Raw genomic sequence first — 22,465 nt, forward strand, 5'->3', positions numbered from 1 at the left:
TCATATCAATATTATACCTTAATAACGATATATCATGAAGGTCTTTATAAGTAAATAGGCTTGCCTATTATATTTTAATTTCACATAAAAAGGGGGGTTTTGCCGAAAGCCCCCTTCCATTAAAGTATTTAGTCATTATTAGATGCGGAAGTCGCAGCGTTTCCCATAGAAATTGAAAGCCGATTCCAGCAATTGATTTGATTGATGAGAATTACAAGATCGACATATTCCTTCTCACTGTAATGCTCCCGCACGCGGTGATAAAGCTCATCGGGTACACGCTTATTTGCGATCAGGGTCACATGTTCGGTCAGCTCCAGAGCAGCTTTTTCCGCATCTGAGTAAAACGTGCAATCCTCCCAGGCACTGACACAGTATAATCGCTGTTCCGTCTCACCCATCTTTCGGGCATCAGCTGTATGCATGTTGAGACAGAAGGCACAGCCATTTATTTGTGATGCCCGAATTTTTACAAGCTCACGAAGTTTGCGGTCCAGCCCTGTAGTTTTTGTATACTTCTCCATTTCATGCATAATTTTAATAGCTTCTGGGGCCAAATCGTAATAATTAACGCGTTGCTCCATTCCAATCCCTCCTAAGATAATCTAATTTCCGATTTGATTTCTTCTATTTGTGCAATGTGCCGCGCTTCATGCAAATAAATAAAGTCAACCCATTGATTCAAAGGCAAGTCACCGAACACAAGATGTTTGACTGATTTCCTAGCCAATACCGTCTTGTCTTCTACCGAACTAAGAATAGACAAGAGCGCACTTCTTGAGTCATTTAATAGGTCAATGATTTGTTGAACATCAAATGGTTCGGTATCTGGCTTAATAAAATCCGGAGCGTTAACCTTCCTCGATCGGTCTAATGCAAGGGTTATTTCCTTTGGCTCTGCCTTGCTATCCGCATTTGTCAGTCCCGAAGCGATAACATCTGAAGTTGATTTTTCTGCTAGGATTAGGTGATGGCACACTTGAGCTATACTCCACGTATCACGGTCGGGCTTGCTGTTAAAGGTATCAAAGTCAAGGGAATCAATCTCGTTAATTAGTCTATTCCTTGTTTTAACAAGATTACTATTTTCTAATTTATTCATGGACATTCTCCTTTCGCAAATTCGGCCTCCTTTTTATATTCGAGATATTAAAGAGAACTCCTTGATTTTGTGCTTCACTGTTCTTTTTAAAATGAAACGAAAAATTGATGTTCCTTTTGCGGTGCAATGTGGTGAAAGCATCCTGAGTCATATACAATATCGTATTTCCCTTCTTCTATATCTAGGTCAAAAATGTTCTTATGAATAAAATTAATAACGACTGATCTATGTGTCGCGCTTTCAGACTGCAATGACGCGAGGAAGGATGTTGCGGTATTAATAGGCAAGTTAATACTATTGAATAAAAAAGATGTGGGAAACGCACCTTAAAGGTGTTAAGATATCGCTTCTTAACAAAACCCTGTACAGAAGGAGTGTTTTGATTTGGCTCAAAATAATCAAAATCTGCAGCAAGCGATTAATGCGGCTCAGCAAGCACAGCAAGCTGTCCAACAAGCACAATCCAGTACTAACCCACAGGCAATGCAGCAAGCCCAGCAACAATTGCAGCAGGCTCAACAGCAGTTGCAACAGGCCCAAACTGAAGGTCAAGCAACAGCGCAACAAAATCAGGAATTACAGCAAGCCCAACAACAATTACAACAAGCTCAACAATCTATCCAGCAAAGTCAACAACAGCAAAATCAATACAAATAATTTATTGTCCCCTTTACGGGGACAATTTCTTCACTGTATTGTAAAAATTTAGGAAGTTTATTTTGACGACTGTTTTCATTTTGGGGGATCTAGAGTGACAGCGGTATCTCCTGGTTCACCCTTTACTTGACCATCGTGTGTCGAAAACGCAAGTTTACCGGATGGTGTTAAAAGAAATAATAACAAGCTTTTGTCATTGCGTTCATTAAGACATTGCTCAAAGTTTTTTTCTGTTAACCTCGTCGTACGGAATTGAAATCCGAGTTCAACCCGTTTATTCAATTCCTCCCACGATATATTTTCCTTTGTTAAAATACGCCTTTCATATTTGTCCGCAAGGTCCTTAAGATTACCCCCGTGCTCATTATACAGACTAAAGATATTATGCCGTCCCATCTCCTGAACAAAGGCCGTACAAACTAAAGCATTATACGAGTTCACTTCGGACGCTGCAATCATGTATTCATACGGCGATAGATCTATATTATAATCGTGAAGTTCAGACAATATCTCCCCATTATAGGTTTCGATATCTGTACTTCGAGCGGATTCCAGATTCTTCCACGAAGAATCTGCCAACAATACAGGGATATTCAATTCTTTCATCACCTTTGCCAAACCGATGCTAAAGGGATTGCTGCCGACAATCAAAACACCAGGGTGGCCACTGATAGCAAGACCGATTTTTTTAGCCAACCATTGGATGGAAAACCCATGCGCAACCACCGTTGCAAATACGAGCCCAAGCGTCAGCGGTATAACGAGCTTTGCATCAGCAAACCCAGCATCTAACAAGACACTGGCAAAGTAACCAGAAACGGTTAACGCTACGATTCCACGGGGCGCAATCCAACCAATTAGCGTTTTCTCCTGATTCGTAACATCCGTATTTATCGTCGAGATCCAGATTGATAGGGGACGGACAATGAACATCATCAAAAGCAAATAACCGATGATATGCCAATTTAATATCTCCAGAAGTGTTTCTTTTGTGAGTGATGCTGTTATCATGACATATACTGCTGATATCAGCAGCACGGATACGTTTTCCTTAAAGTGACGCATATCACGAAACGATGGTCTGTGCATGTTGGCGAGTTTGATCCCCATCGCAGTGACGGCGAGCAAACCTGTTTCATGCTTAATTTCATCGGCCACCGTAAAGCAAACTGTAACAAAGGACAATACAATGGGGGACCTTAGAAACTCGGGAACATGGCCTTTTTCGAAAGCCCAACCCACTATAACTCCGCACACCCACCCGAGAATAGCGGCAGCGAGGGCCCCAAGGAAGAAAAAGAGTAAAGCTATTGCAGTATCTTCTTCAGATATGAGAAAATGAATGATTTCAAATGCAAAGACGGCAAGCAAAGCCCCTAACGGATCAACAATAATACCTTCCCATTTTAAAATAGTTGCGGGGCGGGGTTTCAATTTCGCCTGACGTAAAAGCGGTAAAATCACTGTCGGGCCGGTAACGATAAAAAGACCGCCAATGACAAAAGCAACCACCCATGATAGTCCAGCTACATAGTGAGCGGCAAATGAGCCCAGGATCCACGCAATAAAAGCCCCTACTGTAATAATTCGAATAATAGGCCGGGCAAGCCCGCTGATCTCCCGGAAATCCAGATTTAGACTCCCTTCAAATAGAATAATCGCAACAGCAATTGAAATAAAAGGCTGGAATAGATTCCCAAATGCTTCTTCCGGGTTTATAATGCCGAAAATCGGTCCCGCAAGCAACCCGGCAAGGGACATGGCAACAATGGCAGGAAATCGAAATTGCCAGGCAAGCCATTGGGCACTAATGCCAATAGCGCCTATCATGATAATTTGAAGTAATAATGAGTCAACCATATTTAAAACTCCTGATCAGTTGTTATTTGTTAGCATTTTCTATACGGATTTTAGTCCTCAAAGGTATTCGCATGTCTGTCCCTCTTTTCCATATCTATACCTTTAATGGATTTTATCATGTCCAAATATGATCTTTTTTATGAAAATTGGAGAAAGTGAACGGCCAATTGAAACGGTACTTTATTCCAAATTACCTTTTTGTTAAACGAAAGATCCTAGTTAGCTCAAAAGGGCCATTAAAATTCTATATAAAATGGATGAATGCGATCGTTTAAACAATACTCAATTCTTTGTCTGAAATTTTCCAAGTGACCTTTCCAAGGCCTTTTCAATAGGGAAAAAATCCACTTCCAGGCTTTCAGAACTAGTTGTGGGTTCTCCACCGATCGGTTTCCCTAAAAACAATGTATTACAAATGGAGCCCCTTACATTTTGAAATATTCCACAAAAATTTGAAACTATATGCTTTGGTGTTGTCATATATTCCGTTTCTGTGGAAAAAAGTACTTATTCTAAATTGCTTGTATACTTTTCTGGTAGTAATTCCATGACGTTGCACTTTACTAACACTCCAATGTAGTTAATGATGACATCAGTATCTTTTCCGTAGTCGCTTATTAACTCACGACACATACCACACGGGGCTACAACCCAACATTTTTCTATATTTTCCTGAGGATGAGGGTGTGCAACTGCTACAATCGTTTCAAATTCATGGTCTCCTTCTGAAATCGACTTTCCCATAGCCATTGCTTCACCGCATACCGTTATTCTGCCAACATTTGCTTCAACATGTACCGCCGCAAAGACATTACCTGATGTTGTTCTTACCGCTGAACCAATATGGTGTCGGCCATACTTATAATTTTTTTCAATGACTTCTTCTGCCGCCTTAATCAATTCATAATCTCTATTTTCCAAAGGTCTTACATTTAACATTTTAAAAATACCCCCAATATCGAATTAATGTCCTACACTCAATAGAATTTTCCCGGTACTCTGGCGGCTTTCTATCCATTAGCAACTGATCGCCAACAGAAACACCTGGTATCCATTCATCCAAAAGGAGGTATTCCCCAGATAAACACCCTTTCTCCCGACCTTTTATCGACTTTGGTGGCTAATGCTTATGAAGTCCTTTTCTCCCATTTCAATTGACTGTTTTCGGCTTCATCCATAAAGAAAACTCGCCGATTGGCGAGCCTTTGGCGAAGACAGAGGCGTAGTTGCACTTATGTGCGTCAGAAAGTTATACTTTCTGATTAACTTATAAAAGCCCTTTAGAAAAGGGCTTTTATAATTAAAAATTTACTACTCATAAACCTTTTGAACCTCATATTGGAAACCATGGTATTGATAGTTTTGCTTTCGATACATCTCCCTTGCCGTATCTTCCCCGTCCGCGACTAATATGACCGGTTTATCGGGAAAACTGTCCATTACGAATCGCTGCAGAGCTGAACCAATTCCTTTTCTTTGACAGGCTTCCAAAACGGACAAATTATCAATCTCCACCGATTTATCAGAAATAATGACATCCACTGAACCGGCTGGAATCCCCTCGTAAAAAGCAATGACTTGCATAACATTTTTATCCGTAAAATTCCATTTGTGCAAGCCTACCTTTTGCTTTGCAAATGCTTCTCCAAATTGCAGATCTTCTTCATATTGAAGTTTCAAATATGCCTCAAAGTTCTCCTCTGTCACTTGTAAGACTTCAAGATTCGAATTTTTCCTCACAACCGGAAAGTGATCTGGTTGGATCGAATACAATTCCAAATAACCAGAGTCATAACAAAATTCACGAAAATAAGCCATTAACTCCTTGATAGGTTTTTGATTTTCTGGAAAATAAAATTTCACATGATTTTGACCACGGCTCTTATGAAACTTCCGTAAATATTCCGCTGACTGTTTGAATTCATCCAAGGATGGTATTCGCTTAAATTCAATAAAATTACTGTCATACATGCTAAGCATTTCTGGAAAATGATAATGTCTGTATAATTCATTTTCTGCTATAACTTGACCTACTGTCTGGATATCTTTAAATGTAAAAACGCTCATAGGTTTATCTCCTTTTATCCTGCCCCCGGTAAATCAATTAATAGTCGAAACAAGAGATTCAAGGACTGATTTTAACTGCGCCTCTGTCGTGGAATCTATGATTTCAGCTTTGTTATTGATCTTGGTTCCTACAACAGGAATTTGCAGGGTGCACGCCTTTGGTATGTTTGCCTCGATCATCTCAAGGGTAAGCATAATCGACTCATGCGCTTTATCTCCGCCAGTGATCCGCGAAGAGGCACTGATAACTGCAACCGGCTTCCCCATGAATTCCCCTGATGACACAACCCAGTCAAGTGCATTTTTTAGTACGCCCGGTACCCCTCTAGCGTACTCCGGGGTACATATTATGACGCCATCAGACTCTTTAAGCTGATCACGATAATCTTTAACGGAACTCGGGGGATCATCTGTGTCTAGCTCAGGATTAAAGTGGGGTAAGTGTTCCAACCCTTCATAAAAGGTAAAGTCGATAATTTCCGATTTCAAACTTGAAACGGCATATAAAACATTAGTGTTAGAGGAAGTCTTCCTCAGACTTCCAGAGATAGCGAGGATCTTAATTCTTTCATTCATTTGATCGCCTCAATTTTATCAGCATACTGTTCATGCCACTTTTTCCATTCTTCTTTCGGGAAATTCATTGGGCTGCCATTAAGTAAAGCAGATAGCATATCAAGGCAGACATGCCATCCTGCCAAATCCTTTGATGTATGGTCATTCAAGGTATTTATAAATTCTTTTAATACTAACAAACAGCCATCAGATTCAGGATGCAATTCAAAACGGACCCGGCCGTCTCCCCAATCGAATTCCAGGATAGAGCCTTTCTTGAAATCCGTTATCTTAATATCAAATGACTCACCGGTTCCGTCATTCATATTAAACTTGATTGTTCCTCCACTCCCGAGATCCACAACTTCAAGATTAGACATCCATTTCTCTAATTTATTATTCTCCGTTAAAGTGTCCATACCTCTTCAGTTGAAAACTTTAGATGCCGGTCAAATTCGGCGATTGCCCCGCTTTCGACCTTCTTAATTTCTGCTGACATCTTTCATTCCTCCTCGCTTTCTTATCTAATAAGCCTTCGCCCAATACACAAGATGTTTTGATCGCTTGCCGCAGCACACACATTCCTCGGATAGCTCTTCCTGTTCAAAAGGCATGCATCTAGACGTCGCGCCTGTTTCTTCTTTAATCCGATCTTCACACGCCTCACCGCCGCACCACATCGCTTTTATAAAACCTTGGTCTGTGTCAAGAATCTCTTTAAATTCCGATAAATTTAGTGCCTTAGCCGTTTTCTTTTCTCGACTTTTGGCGGCTCTTTGGTACATGTCATTTTGAATCGCGGTGAGCGTTTCTTTAATTTTGATTTCCAATTCATTGATCAGCACTGTAAGTTTCTCGCCAGTATCACGCCTGACTAGCACGACTTGTTTATTTCCAATGTCCCGAGGACCAACTTCTAGCCGCAGCGGGATGCCCTTCATTTCATATTCATTGAACTTCCAGCCAGGCATCTTATCACTGGCATCAATCCCTGTCCGAACAACATCAGAAAGTCTGTTTTTCAAATCATGCGCAAAATCCAACACGCCTTCTTTATGCTGGGCAATTGGGACGATCATAACTTGGGTTGGAGCAATTTTTGGAGGAATAAAGAGTCCCCTGTCATCACCATGAACCATAATCATGGCACCGATGATACGGGTTGTAAATCCCCATGATGTTTGCTGGACATGCTGCAGCTGTCCTTCCCTATTCGTGAATTCAATGCCAAGGGCTTTGGCGAAACCGTCGCCCAAATGATGGGACGTGCCCGCCTGCAGGGCTTTACCATCATGCATAAGGCTTTCAATGGTGTAGGTGTATTTTGCCCCGGCGAACTTTTCCTTCTCTGTCTTTTGACCTTTTACGACAGGAACGGCTAACACGTCCTCACAAAGTGACGCATAGACATTCAGCATTCTCACCGTTTCGTCATGAGCCTCTTCGTCGGTTTCATGACACGTATGTCCCTCTTGCCATAGAAATTCTAACGTTCTGAGAAAAGGCCGCGTTGTTTTTTCCCATCTGACAACATTTGCCCATTGATTATAAAGCTTTGGCAGGTCGCGATAGGAGTGGATAATATTCTTATAATGCTCTCCAAACAGAACCTCAGACGTTGGCCGCACGCATAATCGTTCAGTCAGTTCCTCTTCACCGCCATGAGTGACCCAGGCGACTTCCGGAGCAAAGCCTTGAATATGATCTTTCTCCTTTTGCAGCAAACTCTCCGGAATAAATAACGGCATATAGACATTTTCATGACCTGTCTCTTTAATTTTGCTGTCTAATGCATTTTTGATATTTTCCCAAATCGCAAAACCATAAGGACGCATGATCATACAGCCGCGCACACTTGAGTAATCGATAAGCTCTGCTTTTGTTACAACATCTGTATACCACTGCGCAAAATCATCGTCCATGCTGGTAATTTTCTCTACAAAGTCCTTTGCCATAATGCCACCTCTTTAAGTTTTTGGTTAGAAAAACAAAAATGCCATGCTTTGATCTAGGGACCCATCATGGTGGTACCACCCTAATTTAAAGCACAGCTTTACACTCTAGATTGATAACGGTATGAAACCGCTGTATTGTCAGCTAATACAGAACTCATAGGCAGGTTCATATGAACGATCCATAGGAAGTTTCAGCACATCCTTCCCTCTCTAAAAAAGACCCATTCACATTACTAATCCTAATCTCCGTTTTTTATCCATTTTCTTTATTTTAGAGACTTTCTATAACAAAGGCAATATTAAATTTACCTTCAAAATCATTTATTTAGCATCGAGCTACCACTTTTTTAACAAAAGATAAAATGGCTATAGTGAAAAATACATAGTGTGCCTTACCATTCGGCGTAATGGGTTTATTTTCTGAAACCATCTTTTCTCCTCACCAATCTGCTATAGAGGATATTCGAAGAGTCTGTCTATACAGGTCACGATAAATGGTATCTTCAAAAGAACTTAGAGATGAAAAGCAAATCAAACTAAAGGGGTCAGGAAGAGAAGTAAGATAGGATTTTAAAAAGCTGACTTTTAAGGGGACAAACCAGGTTTATTAATAAATGGCTTCCACTAGCCCGTTTCCATTTCTGATTCTTCCGCAAGACGGACGATGGTTGAAAACCCTTTGCTCCAAGTTGTATCAAACGGGACATTGTAATCCTTGCACATTTGCTTAATGTGTTCCATCCCGACATGTCCAGAAACAGCGAGCAAAAAGATCACCATATCTGATTTACGGACTAATGCCTCAAGCCGTGTCAGGTTGTCTTTTGCATCTGCCCAAAGCATTTCTCCACCGCGCTGGTTCACTGCAAATTTATAAAGATTTTTCTTTGGTTCATTGCCAATAATTAATACAGTCTTACCAACTAGTGTCTGTTCAACATCTTCTTTTTCTTCTTTGCTCTCCTTTTTATGAGCGGAAGAGGCTTTTTTTACATTAGGCTCTTCTCTTTCTTCAATATGGTGTGTCCATAACACCTTTGCAAGATTAGGCATTCCTTTTGGGAAAGCAATATCAACCAAAGAACCTTCCTCTAATTTGTGGTCAAAGACATCATCCTCGTCTAAAACAACTGTATGTAGGTTCTCGTCAAAGCGGATGTATTCTCCTGTCTCTTCACTTTTGTCAACCACCAATCTGCCTGCTTCCTTTTTGATCGGACAATAATTGTATTGGATACGGTCGGGCTGTTCACTCCCGTCTGTCTTTTTTGCTATCTCATATTTAAAGCGCTTTAAATTCCGGGTATTGGCTTCAATGAGTGTTGCGTAAACCATATCACCATGGTCCAACCCTAACGACCGAACAATTCCCTCAGGAACAAACCCGTCTATCTCAGGAATAAAGCCGCCTCTTATTTTACGTTCAAACCGATACATAGAACGTCCATTATGATTGCTATTCACATTAGGTTTGTTTGTACCCTCTAAAGGAGGATCCTCTTCAAAATCAACAACATCCGCTTTATTCCCGATATTGTTGTCTCTTTTAAAATAATAAAGATCTTCAATTGATGCTAATATAGCAAGCTGTTTCTCAATCAGTTTTCTCTTAACTTCCATATTATCGAGGCTTATGTTGTTAATCCCTTCTAGCATATCGTTTTTTAAGGATTCAATCATTTTAGATTCCAACAAATTGATCACCCCTCCCATGCTTAAATGAATTCTATTATTCAAAAAAATTATATTGCCTTTTTACTATCATAACATGAAATAAGTTGATGGAAATCAAATTAATTACAAAAAGGTGACCAAAAATAACCGGCACTAAACGACAAAGTGAATATGGGTTGAAGGCATTACACTAAAAGGCCGTCATTTTTCGGATAAAGGACGTTTACATTGGGTTAAACTTTGATTCTAAGACATTTACAATCCATGTTAGCACTAAAGAGTGAAGTCCCCTCAACCCAACTGATGGGATAACGAATTCTCGAGGAGGGCGACATATGGCTACTTGACAAAGAAAAAATTTATATTAATTTCAATCCACGCACTCATAAAGAGTGTGACAAAACAGATTTTCAAATACGATATGCCCACGTATTTCAATCCACGCACTCACAGGGAGTGCGACAATATCCCATCAGACATTGATGCTGATAATGGACCATTTCAATCCACGCACTCACAGGGAGTGCGACGGTCAAGGACTGGACGGAAGATGATTGCTACTGGATTTCAATCCACGCACTCACAGGGAGTGCGACGCGACCCTCTGGACCAGCTTCACCAACACCAATAACAATTTCAATCCACGCACTCACAGGGAGTGCGACCTTAACCAAGCCTTAACCACAAACAAGAATGATAAATTTCAATCCACGCACTCACAGGGAGTGCGACGAGGACCTATAAAAACGCAAGAGGATGTTGCAAAATTTCAATCCACGCACTCACAGGGAGTGCGACACCGATAACGGTTAAAAAAGGGAGAGGTTAAAATATTTCAATCCACGCACTCACAGGGAGTGCGACTCGATACGCTTTTCCTTTTTCGCGCCGTAGTGTATTTCAATCCACGCACTCACAGGGAGTGCGACGCCCTTTGATCCCCTCATTATGCAACAATATTTCAATTTCAATCCACGCACTCACAGGGAGTGCGACTCATGAGACAAAGAAAGAGATTAGACGGCTTAGAATTTCAATCCACGCACTCACAGGGAGTGCGACGAAAACCGTTATTCAAGACGAAGGTCATTTTACATTTCAATCCACGCACTCACAGGGAGTGCGACGGCAATTTCGTCAACAATAGCCGTCGATTCAACCATTTCAATCCACGCACTCACAGGGAGTGCGACTGATACTCCCGATCAACAATCATCTTTAGAAATATTTCAATCCACGCACTCACAGGGAGTGCGACTTAGGCATCTTGCGGATTATCATGGTATAATAAAATTTCAATCCACGCACTCACAGGGAGTGCGACCCGGGTGATCGGCAGGGACATAAAATTCAAAGGAGATTTCAATCCACGCACTCACAGGGAGTGCGACGTTCAACATGGGTCTTTAATATTCCTCGTTAGTTATTTCAATCCACGCACTCACAGGGAGTGCGACATAAGATCTCCTTACATCCGTATTGAGCGCATTATTTCAATCCACGCACTCACAGGGAGTGCGACAAGTCTACTGGTATGGACGCCGCTGCCACTGAACATTTCAATCCACGCACTCACAGGGAGTGCGACAGCGGATTTTTAGTAAAAACCCGCTATTTGGATAAATTTATCGCAAATTTTATCCACAATTTTACATATACTATATAATTTATGTTGTAAGTTGGTATTAAAACAACGTTTTTTGGGTGCGAATCTCCCTAGTATTTCATGTGCACTTTACATTCGCACTAGATAAATAATGTTCCTTCTAAATCGAATGTATCCTTTACTCCTATGTGTTCAACTTTTGTTTGATAATTATCACCTAATCGATAGATTCTCAAACTATCTTGCTCTTCATTAATGGTTTCAACTAATTTGTACTTTAACTGTCTCAGTTTCGTTGAATCCACCACACATTCGAAAACAGAATTTTGCACTCTGATGCCATAGTCTTGGCATAATTTCGAAACCTTCCTTAACCTTTTCCGGCCCGCTGCATCTATTGTACTGACATCGTAGGTAATAACAACTAACATCGTAATCCCTTACTTCCATAAGAATGGTGGATACTCATCTAGATCACCTCGAAGAAATCTCGCTAATAACATGGATTGAACATGAGGAACAAGCCCCCACGGGATTTTTTCACCCAAAAAAGGGTGAGTAATCTTTTCCTGTTTTTTCTCTTGCCATGCTTTTAAAAATTTCTTGCGGGCTTCTTCACTCATAATAACGGCCCCGTTTTCCTTGGTTACAAAATCACTCTTGTTTACAACCTTCTTATTTATTAGTGATAGCACAAACCGATCTGCATATACACCCCTTAGCTCTTCCATTAAGTCCAAAGCCAAAGAAACTCTACCTGGTCTATCCCTATGCAAAAAGCCAACATAAGCATCTAAGCCGATCCCCTCCAATGCTGCTGCTACATCATTCGCCAAAAGCGTATAAGCAAAAGATAACATAGCATTCACATTGTCTAAAGGGGGCCTTCGATTTCTTTCTTTAAAAAAGAAATCTTCCTTTTGCTGCAGGATCATCTGATCAAAAACTTTATTATAAAGAATAGCCGCCTGCCCTTCATATCCTCTTAATAAACCTAAATCAGTCACATTTCTAACCTTTAATATTGTCTCAGAAAGACTTTTAGAAACGTCCTTAAACATAGCTACATCTATTCTTAATGAATAGTCTCTGGTCATACGTTCTAGGATCCATTTATTATTATAGACTTTTCCAATGATGAAATTCTTAGCTATTGCCGTACTAAGTTCTTCATTATCAGAAATACGGTACTGCACTTTTCTTAAAACAACATTCCCTCTGCTCTCTCCTATTACTCTTGCCAAAAAACGGCCATTTTTAGTTAAAAAAACTAATGAGATATTTTTTTCAGCGCAAGCCCCCATTAAAGAGGGGCTTGCACCGCTATAGCCAAATGTATAAATTGCTTCCAAATTGTGCAATGGAACTCTTCCGATGCGCTCTTCTTCTTTTTTTACCACAATATTTTCGCCGTTTAACGTTAAATAAACATCTGGACTAGTAATAAATAAGCTGTTTAATAACTTTTTCATTCTTTAATTTTCCTTTCGATATAGCTATTAACCGTCTGCTTATTCATAAGTTCTGGCAAACAAATATTCTGTAGCGAGCAATTTTTACAGAAGGGGCCTGTTTTTACCTTTGGCGTATGATTATTATTAAAATAATGATGCATTTCCCGAAAAATTTGCTTTACTCTTGTTTTGTTCTCGTCAGTAATAGGGATCTCAACCCGATGCTTAATTTCATTGTAATAAATAAACCCAGTTGATACCTCACAAAGCAGCATTTCTTCCAGACACATTGCCTGCGCAGTTAATTGTAGAACATCAGAATAATCCTTTTTTGGCTTTCCTCTTTTGTATTCTACAGGAACGGGAATATAGTTTTCGGGTGAATGATTTAAAGGTACACCCCTATTATCCTGGATGAATTCAACAACATCGCATACACCTGTTGCCCCCAGCTCCCTTGATCTAATTGGCAGTGCCCGCACAATCACTTTGTTTTTACGCTTTTCTTTAATAAAAGGTTGATCTGCTTTCCTATGCAGGTGCTGTCCTTCTACTGTTCTGACATTCTCTTCCCACTGTTGTTCAATGTGAATTAATGCCCACTGACGCTTGCAAAATTGAAAATGTTGAATGCCTGACAGCATTAAGTAATCATCTTCATTATTGTCCGTCATAGACTTTTGCAGGAAGACCCTGTAATTCTTCTAATCTTACGTCAAGGTCTTCAATGGATTTCAGTTCAGTTGTTTGCAAATCCAACTTTAAAGCACGATGGACTTTTGCAGAAGAATATTGGCCTAATTTTGAATTGTGCTCCCACCAGATGACTTTATGGACTCCCATACTACCATCAGGTCGTGCAGAAGAGGCATCGTTTTCAAATAAAGTAATAAGAGCCTGCTTTATTTTCTCGGCATCTTCATTTGTAAATCCCGTCTTCTCAGCAAGTTGTGTGTTAATGCTTCCATAAAATACGTAGACTCCAAAATCAACTCTATGCTTCATCCCCATGGTATCGGAACCCTTTTTATCCGATGTCGTTGAGTTAACACTTTTCGTTATTTGCACACTTGAAATATCAATAGGGTGAAGGCTTACAGCCGGATGAATGGAGACAGGCCCGCGAATACCCACCGACAAAGTATCACCTTTAAAGGCAAAGACTTGTCCAAAGCTTCTTACATCTGTCCAAGTTTGACAAGCTATATCCATAAATAGCTCACTATTTTTACCTTTGTCAGCCTTCTTTAATTCTTCTTTTGCGTCAGCACGTTCCTTTAGGCTCTTAAAACTATCATTCTTCCTTTCATCAGACTGAACAAAAATAGATTCTCCGGCATCTTGTAAGCGGTTTCGAATTTTACGTTTTAGGCCAACATCTGACACTTCACCGTAACCATCATAATTTTGTCTTGGGCGGTTTCCGTTTAATGGATCTCCATTCGGGTTTGCGTTCTTGACAGAAAACACAACAGCAAAGTCAATTTTATTTTCTAATGACATTCATCATCACTCCTTTTAATTAGTTTGTAATGTTTCATTTTCCTTTCCTTTTTTACTTCTATATAGATCATGTCGTTGACTGTAAAAACCTAATAAGTATACACCGCTGAGCGGTCTGTTATTAAAATCTTCAATATCCATTTGTGAAGCTACTTCATCAATGATTCGATTGTAATAAAGAACTTTATCCCCTAATTTTGCTTGATATGGTTGCAGGTTAGTCTGGATGATCTGCCAGGTTCGAGCAGGATGCTTGGAAAAAGCATTCATATAACGAATGGCATTCGTCGCTCGTTTCTCATCTGCAGCTAGCGCTCTCTTTTCCAATACATCAGCAAGGGCCAAAAGTCGGCCAAATAAATAATCTCTGTTTCGGTTGTTTACATCTAGCGGCACAGCATATTCCTCCATTTCGTAATGTTTTTTTAGCAAGGCGCAAGTAATGCTTAACGTTTTCCTCCATTCCCAATCTTCCATTGACACAGGATTAGAAGCCCGATGGACAGCACTCCGAACAATGTCTAAGGGGATTCTTTGTCCATCAACAACGCAAGGAAGCATGCGTTCCATTAAGCCTTTTACAATCTTGTCACTGGCATGGGTGCCATATGCTGCCATCGCAATGTCTTTTGTTGCGGGAGCTCCATAAAAACGAAGAACCTTTTTATTTTCATCTTTCTTGTATTCGTGAAGCCAGTTGCATGTATCATGCCAAGATTTAATTCTGTTTAGGTATTCCTCTTTATCAATGTTTCGATAGTACATAACTGATAAACGTCCGGGTGTAGCAGCGTCAAGAATTAATATCATTACCTTTGATTTATAACTTAAATCTGTTTTATAACCAGCTATAGCCTTATTGAATGCTTCAGCAAATACTTCATGTGTTGCGTCGCCATTCTGTCCAATCTCATTTGTGTCATGCAACCCAATTTCTTCTTGTATAAAACTGAGTAAATCATCCTCTGGAGAAGGAACAGTAGGCTCCGTATTCCCCCATACTAAAAACACACGCCCATCAATTACTTTTCCCTGCTTAAGGATTAACCATTTCAAGGCATTGTGGGCTTTTTGGGAAACGTCATAACTAATATTTGCCACTGAATTTGAATCCCTGAACCGTCCCCTGTATGTGTAGCCACTCTTATCGTTTGCAGAAATTAATTTAGTCTTATCCCCTTGATACCTAATATTACTTGTATGTTTATTAGTTTTCGGATTGTCTTTACTAGTTACGTAACAAATATCATTTTCTCGCAAATTTTCCTTATAGAAGGCAATGAAAGAGTTATAAATCGACTCATCTTTCCAAATCTTAGTATGGACTTTTTTGATGGTATGAACGTCAAATCTGATAAAAACTTTATCTTGAGTTCCACTTAAAACCTTAAAAATAAGGGGTTTTTCACCGTAAAGATCTTTTTCTCTTTTAGTCCATTTATTAATTAATTGATTTCTTTCATCCAATAAAAGGACTTTTGATTTCACAAGATCCTTAGTCATCGTGCTTTTTAACAAATATTTATAAATTGCTTCAATTCTTGGATGGGAATGTTTTGAATGACACCATTTCCCCAATTGTTCCATATATGCAATATGTAAGGACGAGCTTTTTGGATCACCTCCAAATTCAACAAAATCCCCTGCAACATAAAACAAATTATCATGTAGAGGGCGTGGTACAGCGGAATTCCCTCTACTAATAGAAGCCTCTGTACATGGGATAATCGTCGTTGCATCCTGTTTATCCACCACTTTCGCTGAATAGAAATTTCCTTCTTTATCAACAACGACCTCGATCTGTGCATTTTGAGTTGTATGGGAAACAGGCAACAGTGTAAACTCCTGATCACCCCTTCCTTTTTCAATCACTCCAATTTTGCTAGTATTATTCTCATACGTTTCAAATAGATCTCGTAGCCACCCCATTCAACTCCTCCTCTCTTCAAATATTTGATGATGCAATTGGTCAGCAGATTCAATGGTTTCCTTTGTAAATCCCTTGGGTGTAAAATCGGTAAGGGGACGAACACGTTCACATTTTTCAGGATGGATAAACCGTATATAACCATCTTCCATTACAGGCTGCCACAAACGCGTTTCCATTTTGTCTCTTCCGGTTTCATCAGGGTAATTAATGCCATGGACCATTGTTCCCATGTGGATATTGCCGCCATAGTTATCGTAGAACCCCACACCCTTGCCAAATTCACAAGGTTCTACATATCCTTGACATTCTCTTGTTCCCAAATAAATATCCCTGCGTCCACCAGCCTTCACACATCTTTTGGCAATGTTGTGATGTTTATGTTCATTTCGATCAAAGGCTAAATCCGGTCTATGTGAATTAAAAATAAAATGGGCACGGATCTGGTATTTCACATCCTTTAGATAAGTATAGTTAGCTAAAGTATTTCCGCCTTTGTATTCAATAGGGCGTATCCCCTTAGCCTCCATACGAATGGGATTCATGATACGTACTTCATCAATCACCCAAATAATCGTCGGTTTCCAATAGATTGATTCAACAATACCCTTTAGTGCTTGATAGGTAGGAACCTGATAAGAAAGCTTCTCTCCGCCCATTTTTGTGATTGGATCTGTAAACAAGGCATATTTACCAAACACTTCAAATTCGATTTGATTCCGCACACTTTCACCCTTTTCTCGTAGTTATTTTTTCATAAAACTCAAATAAAATGTGTCTCCATTTTTCCATCCCCTTCGATATTTACACCAAAGTCCAGATCATAGGCATTTTCCCTTAATACTAGAATCTTGCCATCTCGTAAATAAACAATATTGTTGTTTTTGCTTAATTCATTTAGTTCACGCTCATAGATGTTAACCGTATACTGCTGGGATTGCTTTAGAAGGACAGAAAAATCCTGAATTGAAAGGTCTTCATTGAATTCGGCAATGATATCTGCCCCCTCTTTATAAGGGACCAAAAGGGATGTTGTGTTGTTATCAATCACATTGAAATACTTGGCCGCTGTTTTTATACTTGTGTGTAATAATAAGGGGAACGGTTTACCGGTTTTATGTTTATAACCACACTTATATATTTCATTGCTGTTAAGCAGTTCATAAAGGGTATTCTTTAAAGCTGGAACATGGTAATCCAATTCAGATTTCAATTCATGGTAGTAATTTTGAAAATATAATTCCAAAGCTTTTGGAGAGAGGATATCATTTATTCCATGGCCGCTTTTTCGATCTAATAGAATTTTATGTGTTATGCCTGCCCCTATTTTGATTGTCTTAAGGTAATCCAGATTCTCTTCATTATGATTAATGATATACACATTTCGAATGGCGTGTTCTCCGTGCCGATTGCACCTGCCTGCCGCTTGGGCAATCGAATCTAATCCCGCTAACGATCGAACAACGCAATTAAAGCTGACGTCAACGCCTGCTTCGATCAATTGGGTACTCAGGCAAACAACTCTTTCTCCCTTGTCTAATGCCTCTCTCACATCACTTAAGATGTCTTTACGATGAGCAGCACACATTGAGGTACTAAGATGATAGATAAGAAGGTCAGGATTATTTTCTTTTAGTTGATTGAATAACTTTCGCACAACCGTTTTTGTATTTAAAATAACTAATACATTTGATAAATCATTGACCTGTTCAAAAACAAAACGCGATAAGTCTTCTGTGTTCCAACCATGATTCGATGTTTTATCAATGATTTCTACTCTTTTAAAGGCATCCACTACTTGATCTAAATCTTGTATGATTTCCCCATCAATTGAATCAATGCTTTTTTCAACAAAATCCAAAGCCGGTTGTGTCGCCGTGCACAATAGAATACTTGAATGACAAACATTTTTTAAGAAGTTCAATGCTTCATTAAACAATGAAATACATTTTATTGGTACCGATTGGACTTCATCAAAGACGATAACAGCGTGACTTAAATTATGTAACCTTCTTACATTTCTAGTACCGCTGGAATAAAAAGTGTTTAAAAATTGGACCATTGTCGTAAAAATGATAGGCGCATCCCAATTGTCCTTTGCAAGCTTTAAAGCCTTATCCCTACCATATCGGTTATTATCATAATCATCATGTTCAATAACGTTAGAATGGTGCTCAATAATGTTCTCGTGATCATTCAGAATACGTTTTACATCTTCAGCATTTTGCTCAATTATTGTGGTATACGGTACGACATAAATGATGCGGTCTTTCTTGTGTTTGATAGCATGTTTTAAGGCGTAACGTAAACTTGCTAGTGTTTTACCCCCTCCTGTCGGTATGGATAACGTATATATGCCTGAAGGATACTGAGCAAAGTCATCACATTCTTTGGACATCTTCTCACGGAGTATATTAATGGCTGTCTTTGAATGTCCATCTTCATTTATTTTATTCAAATACTCTGTTAATTTTTTATAATAGCCTTCAAACAATTTTCTGCTTTCCGTCGTTACACAAGGGAAAGTACCTTCTTCAAAACATCTTGTATCCGTGCGATCAGCATCGATCAAACAACTAAAAATATATTTTGTTAAAAACATTAAGGTCAGCTGTAATTTGTCCATTCGGCTACCAGTAATATTTTGCTTCAAAAATGCAACAAATTCATTTTCACTTTTGCTTATATAATCCTTAAGATCTTCTTTACTAACAGAGGTTTGATAAAATGCTTTTTTTACTTCTAAGAAATCTTCAATTCTCTTTTCCCTTACTCTTTTTAAATAATCCGATTCCATGTCAGATGTTAAAAAGTCTTGTAATCCCATATGGTGTGAGATGATCACATTCCCCACCATCTCGGCAATCATTCTTTCAGGAACAGAATGATTGTTTAAATGAAACTCATCATATAACAACTTTCCACCAGCAGTAGAATGATCCACACTCCCTTTTTTGGGGGGATGATCTGGATTTCCTACCGCTTCTAATATGTAACTCCTAAATCCCTCACTATATTTTCCTAAGTCGTGGAGTAAACCTGCCAAACCCGCGATATGTTCTACTTCAATCTTACTTCCGAACCGAGCTGCTAATCCTTTTACACCGATTAAGTGCTCATGAACTGATTGAATTTTCCCGTCTGATTGTCGGATATGAGCAATATAATCCGAAATTTCCCCCACCTTCTTCATTTAACAGAATAGTTTTTTAAATTATAACATAATATGACATAAAATTGTGAAGTTTTGCCTATTTCTATTTCCATATACGATTTAGCTTGATGGAGATGTGAAGCCAAAAATAGCGAATTAAGGCACTGGAAAGATGTATCCATATTTTAGAACTTATTGATGTTGAAATGCAGTGCGTCTTGGCTATCTTCACTTACCTTTGAATCAATCCAACCCAGAACTATTAGATAGAGTCCATCAATATAGGGCGCCAAAACACTCATCTTTGATTTGGACTCCACTCATGCCGATGCATACGGTGAACAAGAAGATGCCACTTACAACAGCCATTATTGCACAGTTGGTTTTCACCCACTCGTTGCCTTTGATGGCATGACTGGTGATTTTCTAAAGGCTCAGCTGGGGTCCGGGTAATGTCTATACTTCCAATCTCGATGCCGTCCGATGTATCAAAGGCGGAAATTTATTATGAAGAGATTGAATATCAAGCCAAGTCATGGACTAAACCACGAAAGGTGATTGTCCAATCGGTTCGCCCAGCTGGCGAATTGTTTTTCACCCATTCTTTTTTTGTGACAAACTTGATTGATGCTTTTTCTCCAAAAGTTATCGTTCGCTCTTACCAAAAGAGAGGGACAATGGAAAATTTCATCAAGGAAGCCAAAAATGGTTTTAACCTTGATAAAATGTGTAGCCACTCCTTCCAAGTCAATGAGGTAAGGATGATGTTAAGCCTACTGGCATACAACTTAACAAACTGGTTACGCACACTTTGTTTTCCAGAAGGGCAAAAGAATATGCAAATCCAAACAATACGAACAAAGATCATTAAAGTTGCCAGTAAACTAGTGAAATCAGGGCGATCCCTGTACTTCAAATTATCTTCGAGTTTCGTCTATCAAGCATTCTTTTGGGATGTCCTTCAGCGAATCCAAACGTTAAGGTTAGAGTGATTGGAGCGTATGGCACGAGACTCCTGCGGGAAAAGCGCGTCCAAGTGAGACCCCGCAGGAGCGATAGCGACGAGGAGGCTCACGGACCGCCCGCGGAAAGCGAGTGCCAGGAGCGGAAATCACCTGCCAATGTCATACCTAAACTGCGGAAAACAAATAGACAACAATCTTTTAGGAAAGAGTTTTTAAATTTATTTTAGGCACCAAGGGGATAGTATGCCCAAAAACAGGTGTTCTCGCAGAGCTTAATTATTTTATTCCTTCATCGCAGTGAAATTCGCCATCCCTATCCTAAAGGAGAAACGAAAAGTATAGTTTTAGACTTAAACCTCATTTTCCCTAGCAGGTATGAAAAAATCGGGTTTATATATAGCCAAATACTTGCGGTAATCAATCCGAAGTTAAAAAGATATACAAACAGAAAACAACCAATGAAATAAATTAATTTTCGATGATATTGAATTTTATCCACATACACCGTCTTATTGGCTAAGCATTGGATATTAAACCTATTTTAAACACTCCTTATTTTTAATTAACCCATTTAACTTATCTCCACCGTACCCTCCACTTCAATTTCTTTTAAAGCTTGGGTTGCCAAATGATCCGCTTCCTTATTGCCTTTTCTTGAAACGAATTCATAATCCGGTTTAACGTCTAACTGCTCTAGCTTATTTTCAATCCGATCGGCCCATTTATTTAATTCCTGTTCATAACATGGCCATTCGCCGCTTAACTGATTGATGACAACCTGGGAATCACCAACGAATTTAGCAGGCAAATGCCGAACCCCCAGGAGTTCTAATTCTTTCAAAGCGAGATGAAGAGCGGCGTATTCCGCTTCGTTATTTGTGCCAAGCTCGTCGACTAAAGCATTTTTTCGCAGCCGATATGATTTACCGTTCTGTTCATAATAAATCGCAATCCCTAATCCCGACTTTCTCGTTTCCCGGTCAAACCCGCCATCAAAATATACGGTGATATGATGCGGTTCAGTCTGGATGCCCTTCATATATTTCTTTAATTCCTTAATAGTCCAAGTATGGGCATCACTATCAATAAACGTTAAATTCTTCGTCCGCCCGGTTCTTTCCAGATCCTCTGCAATCATAAGGGCCTTTCCCTCTTCCATCTCCTCTGAACTTAATGTTGTTTCAATTCCTTTTGGTGTTTTGTAGGTTATTTCGATTCTCAGATCCATAATAAGACCACCTCATTCTATAATTCATTATGCCCTATTGTTGTTAAAGATTATATATAGTGAATGTTGTATAATTTAGATAATAAGGATTAAATAAATGCATTAGGAGGGAAGTGAGAATATGGGCGTAGCAGATGACAACAAAAAAATAATGACGTACAAAGAATATGCCACATGGGAAGATGAACGGTGTGAAGTCTTGGATGGTAAGGTTATAAGCATGGCTCCTTCGCCACTTCCCGAACATCAGGACATATCCATGCAATTATCAATCGACATTGGGACCTATTTAAGGGGTAAAACGTGTAAAGTATTTGCTGCTCCGATTGACATTTATCTTTTTGAGGATTCACATGAAAAATGGATTGATGAAAACGTTAGAAACTGGGTTATACCCGACTTAATTGTTGTTTGTGATCCTAACAAAATTCGGAGAAGCAAAATTTTGGGTGCGCCCGATTTGGTTGTTGAAATTATATCTCCATCATCGGCAAAAATTGATCGTATGGACAAGAGACTTGCTTACCAGCAGTCGGGTGTGAAAGAATATTGGATTATTGACCCTGCCAATCAGATTGCTGAAGTATACCTTTTGAAGAAACGCTTATTACAACTCCATAATGTATATAATAGAGAGCAGCATATACCAGTTCATATATTTGAGGAATTTACCATAGACCTAGGCGGTGTATTCCCAAACCGTGAAGAAATATAACCTTGCTGCATTAAATAAGCACCTGCATTTATATGCGGGTGCT

Annotated in this window: 19 protein-coding genes, 3 pseudogenes, 1 CRISPR repeat array and 1 other annotated feature; of the genes and pseudogenes, 3 read left to right on the forward strand and 19 right to left on the reverse strand. The window is 39.4% G+C overall.

The genetic code is table 11. From position 1 onward, the window contains the following. Window positions 1-128: 128 nt before the first annotated feature. The 3 genes from EV207_RS10545 to EV207_RS23435 form a co-directional block, all read right to left on the reverse strand. Entirely contained in the window at window positions 129-584 is a 456-nt protein-coding gene (locus EV207_RS10545) for a carboxymuconolactone decarboxylase family protein (protein WP_132746129.1), read from the reverse strand. Between the two features lie 11 nt (window positions 585-595). After that, a complete protein-coding gene (locus EV207_RS10550) occupies window positions 596-1,102 on the reverse strand; it encodes a DinB family protein (protein WP_132746130.1) in 507 nt (168 codons plus the stop codon). 86 nt (window positions 1,103-1,188) lie between these two features. After that, window positions 1,189-1,389 (reverse strand): class I SAM-dependent methyltransferase, encoded by a 201-nt coding sequence (locus EV207_RS23435; RefSeq protein ID WP_424511362.1) that lies wholly within the window; start codon window positions 1,387-1,389, stop codon window positions 1,189-1,191. A gap of 97 nt (window positions 1,390-1,486) precedes the next feature. On the opposite strand from EV207_RS23435, the gene EV207_RS10560 reads away from it, so the two are divergent. Next, complete coding sequence (locus EV207_RS10560; RefSeq protein WP_132746131.1) at window positions 1,487-1,759, forward strand: hypothetical protein; 273 nt, start codon at window positions 1,487-1,489, stop codon at window positions 1,757-1,759. Between the two features lie 75 nt (window positions 1,760-1,834). Here EV207_RS10560 and EV207_RS10565 read toward each other — a convergent pair whose 3' ends face one another. The 15 genes and pseudogenes from EV207_RS10565 to cas3 all read right to left on the reverse strand — a co-directional run bounded on the left by EV207_RS10565 (window position 1,835) and on the right by cas3 (window position 19,544). Next, window positions 1,835-3,619, reverse strand: a complete 1,785-nt coding sequence (locus tag EV207_RS10565) for a cation:proton antiporter (protein WP_132746132.1) — start codon at window positions 3,617-3,619, stop codon at window positions 1,835-1,837. Window positions 3,620-3,855: 236 nt separating this feature from the next. Then, window positions 3,856-4,078 (reverse strand): annotated as a pseudogene (locus EV207_RS23440) (NUDIX hydrolase); the annotation flags it as partial. Window positions 4,079-4,126: 48 nt separating this feature from the next. Further along, on the reverse strand, window positions 4,127-4,558 hold the full coding sequence (locus tag EV207_RS10575; protein WP_132746133.1) for a cytidine deaminase: 432 nt from the start codon (window positions 4,556-4,558) through the stop codon (window positions 4,127-4,129). Between the two features lie 372 nt (window positions 4,559-4,930). After that, a complete protein-coding gene (locus EV207_RS10580) occupies window positions 4,931-5,686 on the reverse strand; it encodes a GNAT family N-acetyltransferase (RefSeq protein WP_132746134.1) in 756 nt (251 codons plus the stop codon). A gap of 33 nt (window positions 5,687-5,719) precedes the next feature. Further along, window positions 5,720-6,262, reverse strand: coding sequence for an NADPH-dependent FMN reductase (locus tag EV207_RS10585; RefSeq protein WP_132746135.1), 543 nt, complete (start codon window positions 6,260-6,262; stop codon window positions 5,720-5,722). Beyond that, a pseudogene (locus tag EV207_RS10590) lies at window positions 6,259-6,740 on the reverse strand (SRPBCC family protein). The gene EV207_RS10585 and the pseudogene EV207_RS10590 overlap by 4 nt, the downstream one beginning before the upstream one ends. A gap of 25 nt (window positions 6,741-6,765) precedes the next feature. Continuing rightward, window positions 6,766-8,196, reverse strand: a complete 1,431-nt coding sequence (gene proS, locus EV207_RS10595) for a proline--tRNA ligase (RefSeq protein WP_132746136.1) — start codon at window positions 8,194-8,196, stop codon at window positions 6,766-6,768. Between the two features lie 52 nt (window positions 8,197-8,248). Then, window positions 8,249-8,452, reverse strand: a binding site (T-box leader). A gap of 368 nt (window positions 8,453-8,820) precedes the next feature. Then, a complete protein-coding gene (locus EV207_RS10600) occupies window positions 8,821-9,891 on the reverse strand; it encodes a DUF2325 domain-containing protein (protein ID WP_165886904.1) in 1,071 nt (356 codons plus the stop codon). Between the two features lie 346 nt (window positions 9,892-10,237). Continuing rightward, window positions 10,238-11,458: direct repeats of the CRISPR family, unit length 32 nt; unit sequence ATTTCAATCCACGCACTCACAGGGAGTGCGAC. 158 nt (window positions 11,459-11,616) lie between these two features. Beyond that, window positions 11,617-11,907, reverse strand: a complete 291-nt coding sequence (gene cas2 / locus EV207_RS10605) for a CRISPR-associated endonuclease Cas2 (RefSeq protein ID WP_132746138.1) — start codon at window positions 11,905-11,907, stop codon at window positions 11,617-11,619. A gap of 9 nt (window positions 11,908-11,916) precedes the next feature. Continuing rightward, complete coding sequence (gene cas1c, locus EV207_RS10610; RefSeq protein ID WP_132746139.1) at window positions 11,917-12,948, reverse strand: type I-C CRISPR-associated endonuclease Cas1c; 1,032 nt, start codon at window positions 12,946-12,948, stop codon at window positions 11,917-11,919. Then, complete coding sequence (gene cas4, locus EV207_RS10615; protein ID WP_132746140.1) at window positions 12,945-13,604, reverse strand: CRISPR-associated protein Cas4; 660 nt, start codon at window positions 13,602-13,604, stop codon at window positions 12,945-12,947. Before cas4 ends, cas1c begins: the two co-directional genes overlap by 4 nt. Next, on the reverse strand, window positions 13,591-14,433 hold the full coding sequence (gene cas7c, locus EV207_RS10620; protein WP_132746141.1) for a type I-C CRISPR-associated protein Cas7/Csd2: 843 nt from the start codon (window positions 14,431-14,433) through the stop codon (window positions 13,591-13,593). Before cas7c ends, cas4 begins: the two co-directional genes overlap by 14 nt. A 15-nt stretch (window positions 14,434-14,448) precedes the next feature. Beyond that, complete coding sequence (cas8c, locus tag EV207_RS10625) at window positions 14,449-16,362, reverse strand: type I-C CRISPR-associated protein Cas8c/Csd1 (RefSeq protein WP_132746142.1); 1,914 nt, start codon at window positions 16,360-16,362, stop codon at window positions 14,449-14,451. After that, window positions 16,363-17,085, reverse strand: coding sequence for a type I-C CRISPR-associated protein Cas5c (gene cas5c, locus EV207_RS10630; protein WP_132746143.1), 723 nt, complete (start codon window positions 17,083-17,085; stop codon window positions 16,363-16,365). A gap of 38 nt (window positions 17,086-17,123) precedes the next feature. Further along, window positions 17,124-19,544, reverse strand: coding sequence for a CRISPR-associated helicase Cas3' (cas3, locus tag EV207_RS10635; protein WP_243647015.1), 2,421 nt, complete (start codon window positions 19,542-19,544; stop codon window positions 17,124-17,126). A gap of 208 nt (window positions 19,545-19,752) precedes the next feature. Here cas3 and EV207_RS10640 point away from each other — a divergent pair. Beyond that, a pseudogene (locus EV207_RS10640) lies at window positions 19,753-20,506 on the forward strand (transposase); the annotation flags it as partial. Window positions 20,507-21,050: 544 nt separating this feature from the next. On the opposite strand, the gene EV207_RS10650 reads toward EV207_RS10640, so the two are convergent. Beyond that, on the reverse strand, window positions 21,051-21,707 hold the full coding sequence (locus EV207_RS10650) for a ribonuclease H family protein (protein ID WP_132746146.1): 657 nt from the start codon (window positions 21,705-21,707) through the stop codon (window positions 21,051-21,053). A 121-nt stretch (window positions 21,708-21,828) separates the two neighbouring features. Between EV207_RS10650 and EV207_RS10655 the strand changes: the two genes are divergently transcribed. Further along, window positions 21,829-22,422 (forward strand): Uma2 family endonuclease, encoded by a 594-nt coding sequence (locus EV207_RS10655; protein WP_243647016.1) that lies wholly within the window; start codon window positions 21,829-21,831, stop codon window positions 22,420-22,422. The last annotated feature ends 43 nt before the right edge of the window (window positions 22,423-22,465 follow it).

The sequence above is a fragment of the Scopulibacillus darangshiensis genome (assembly GCF_004341035.1).
Taxonomy (GTDB): domain Bacteria; phylum Bacillota; class Bacilli; order Bacillales; family Sporolactobacillaceae; genus Scopulibacillus; species Scopulibacillus darangshiensis.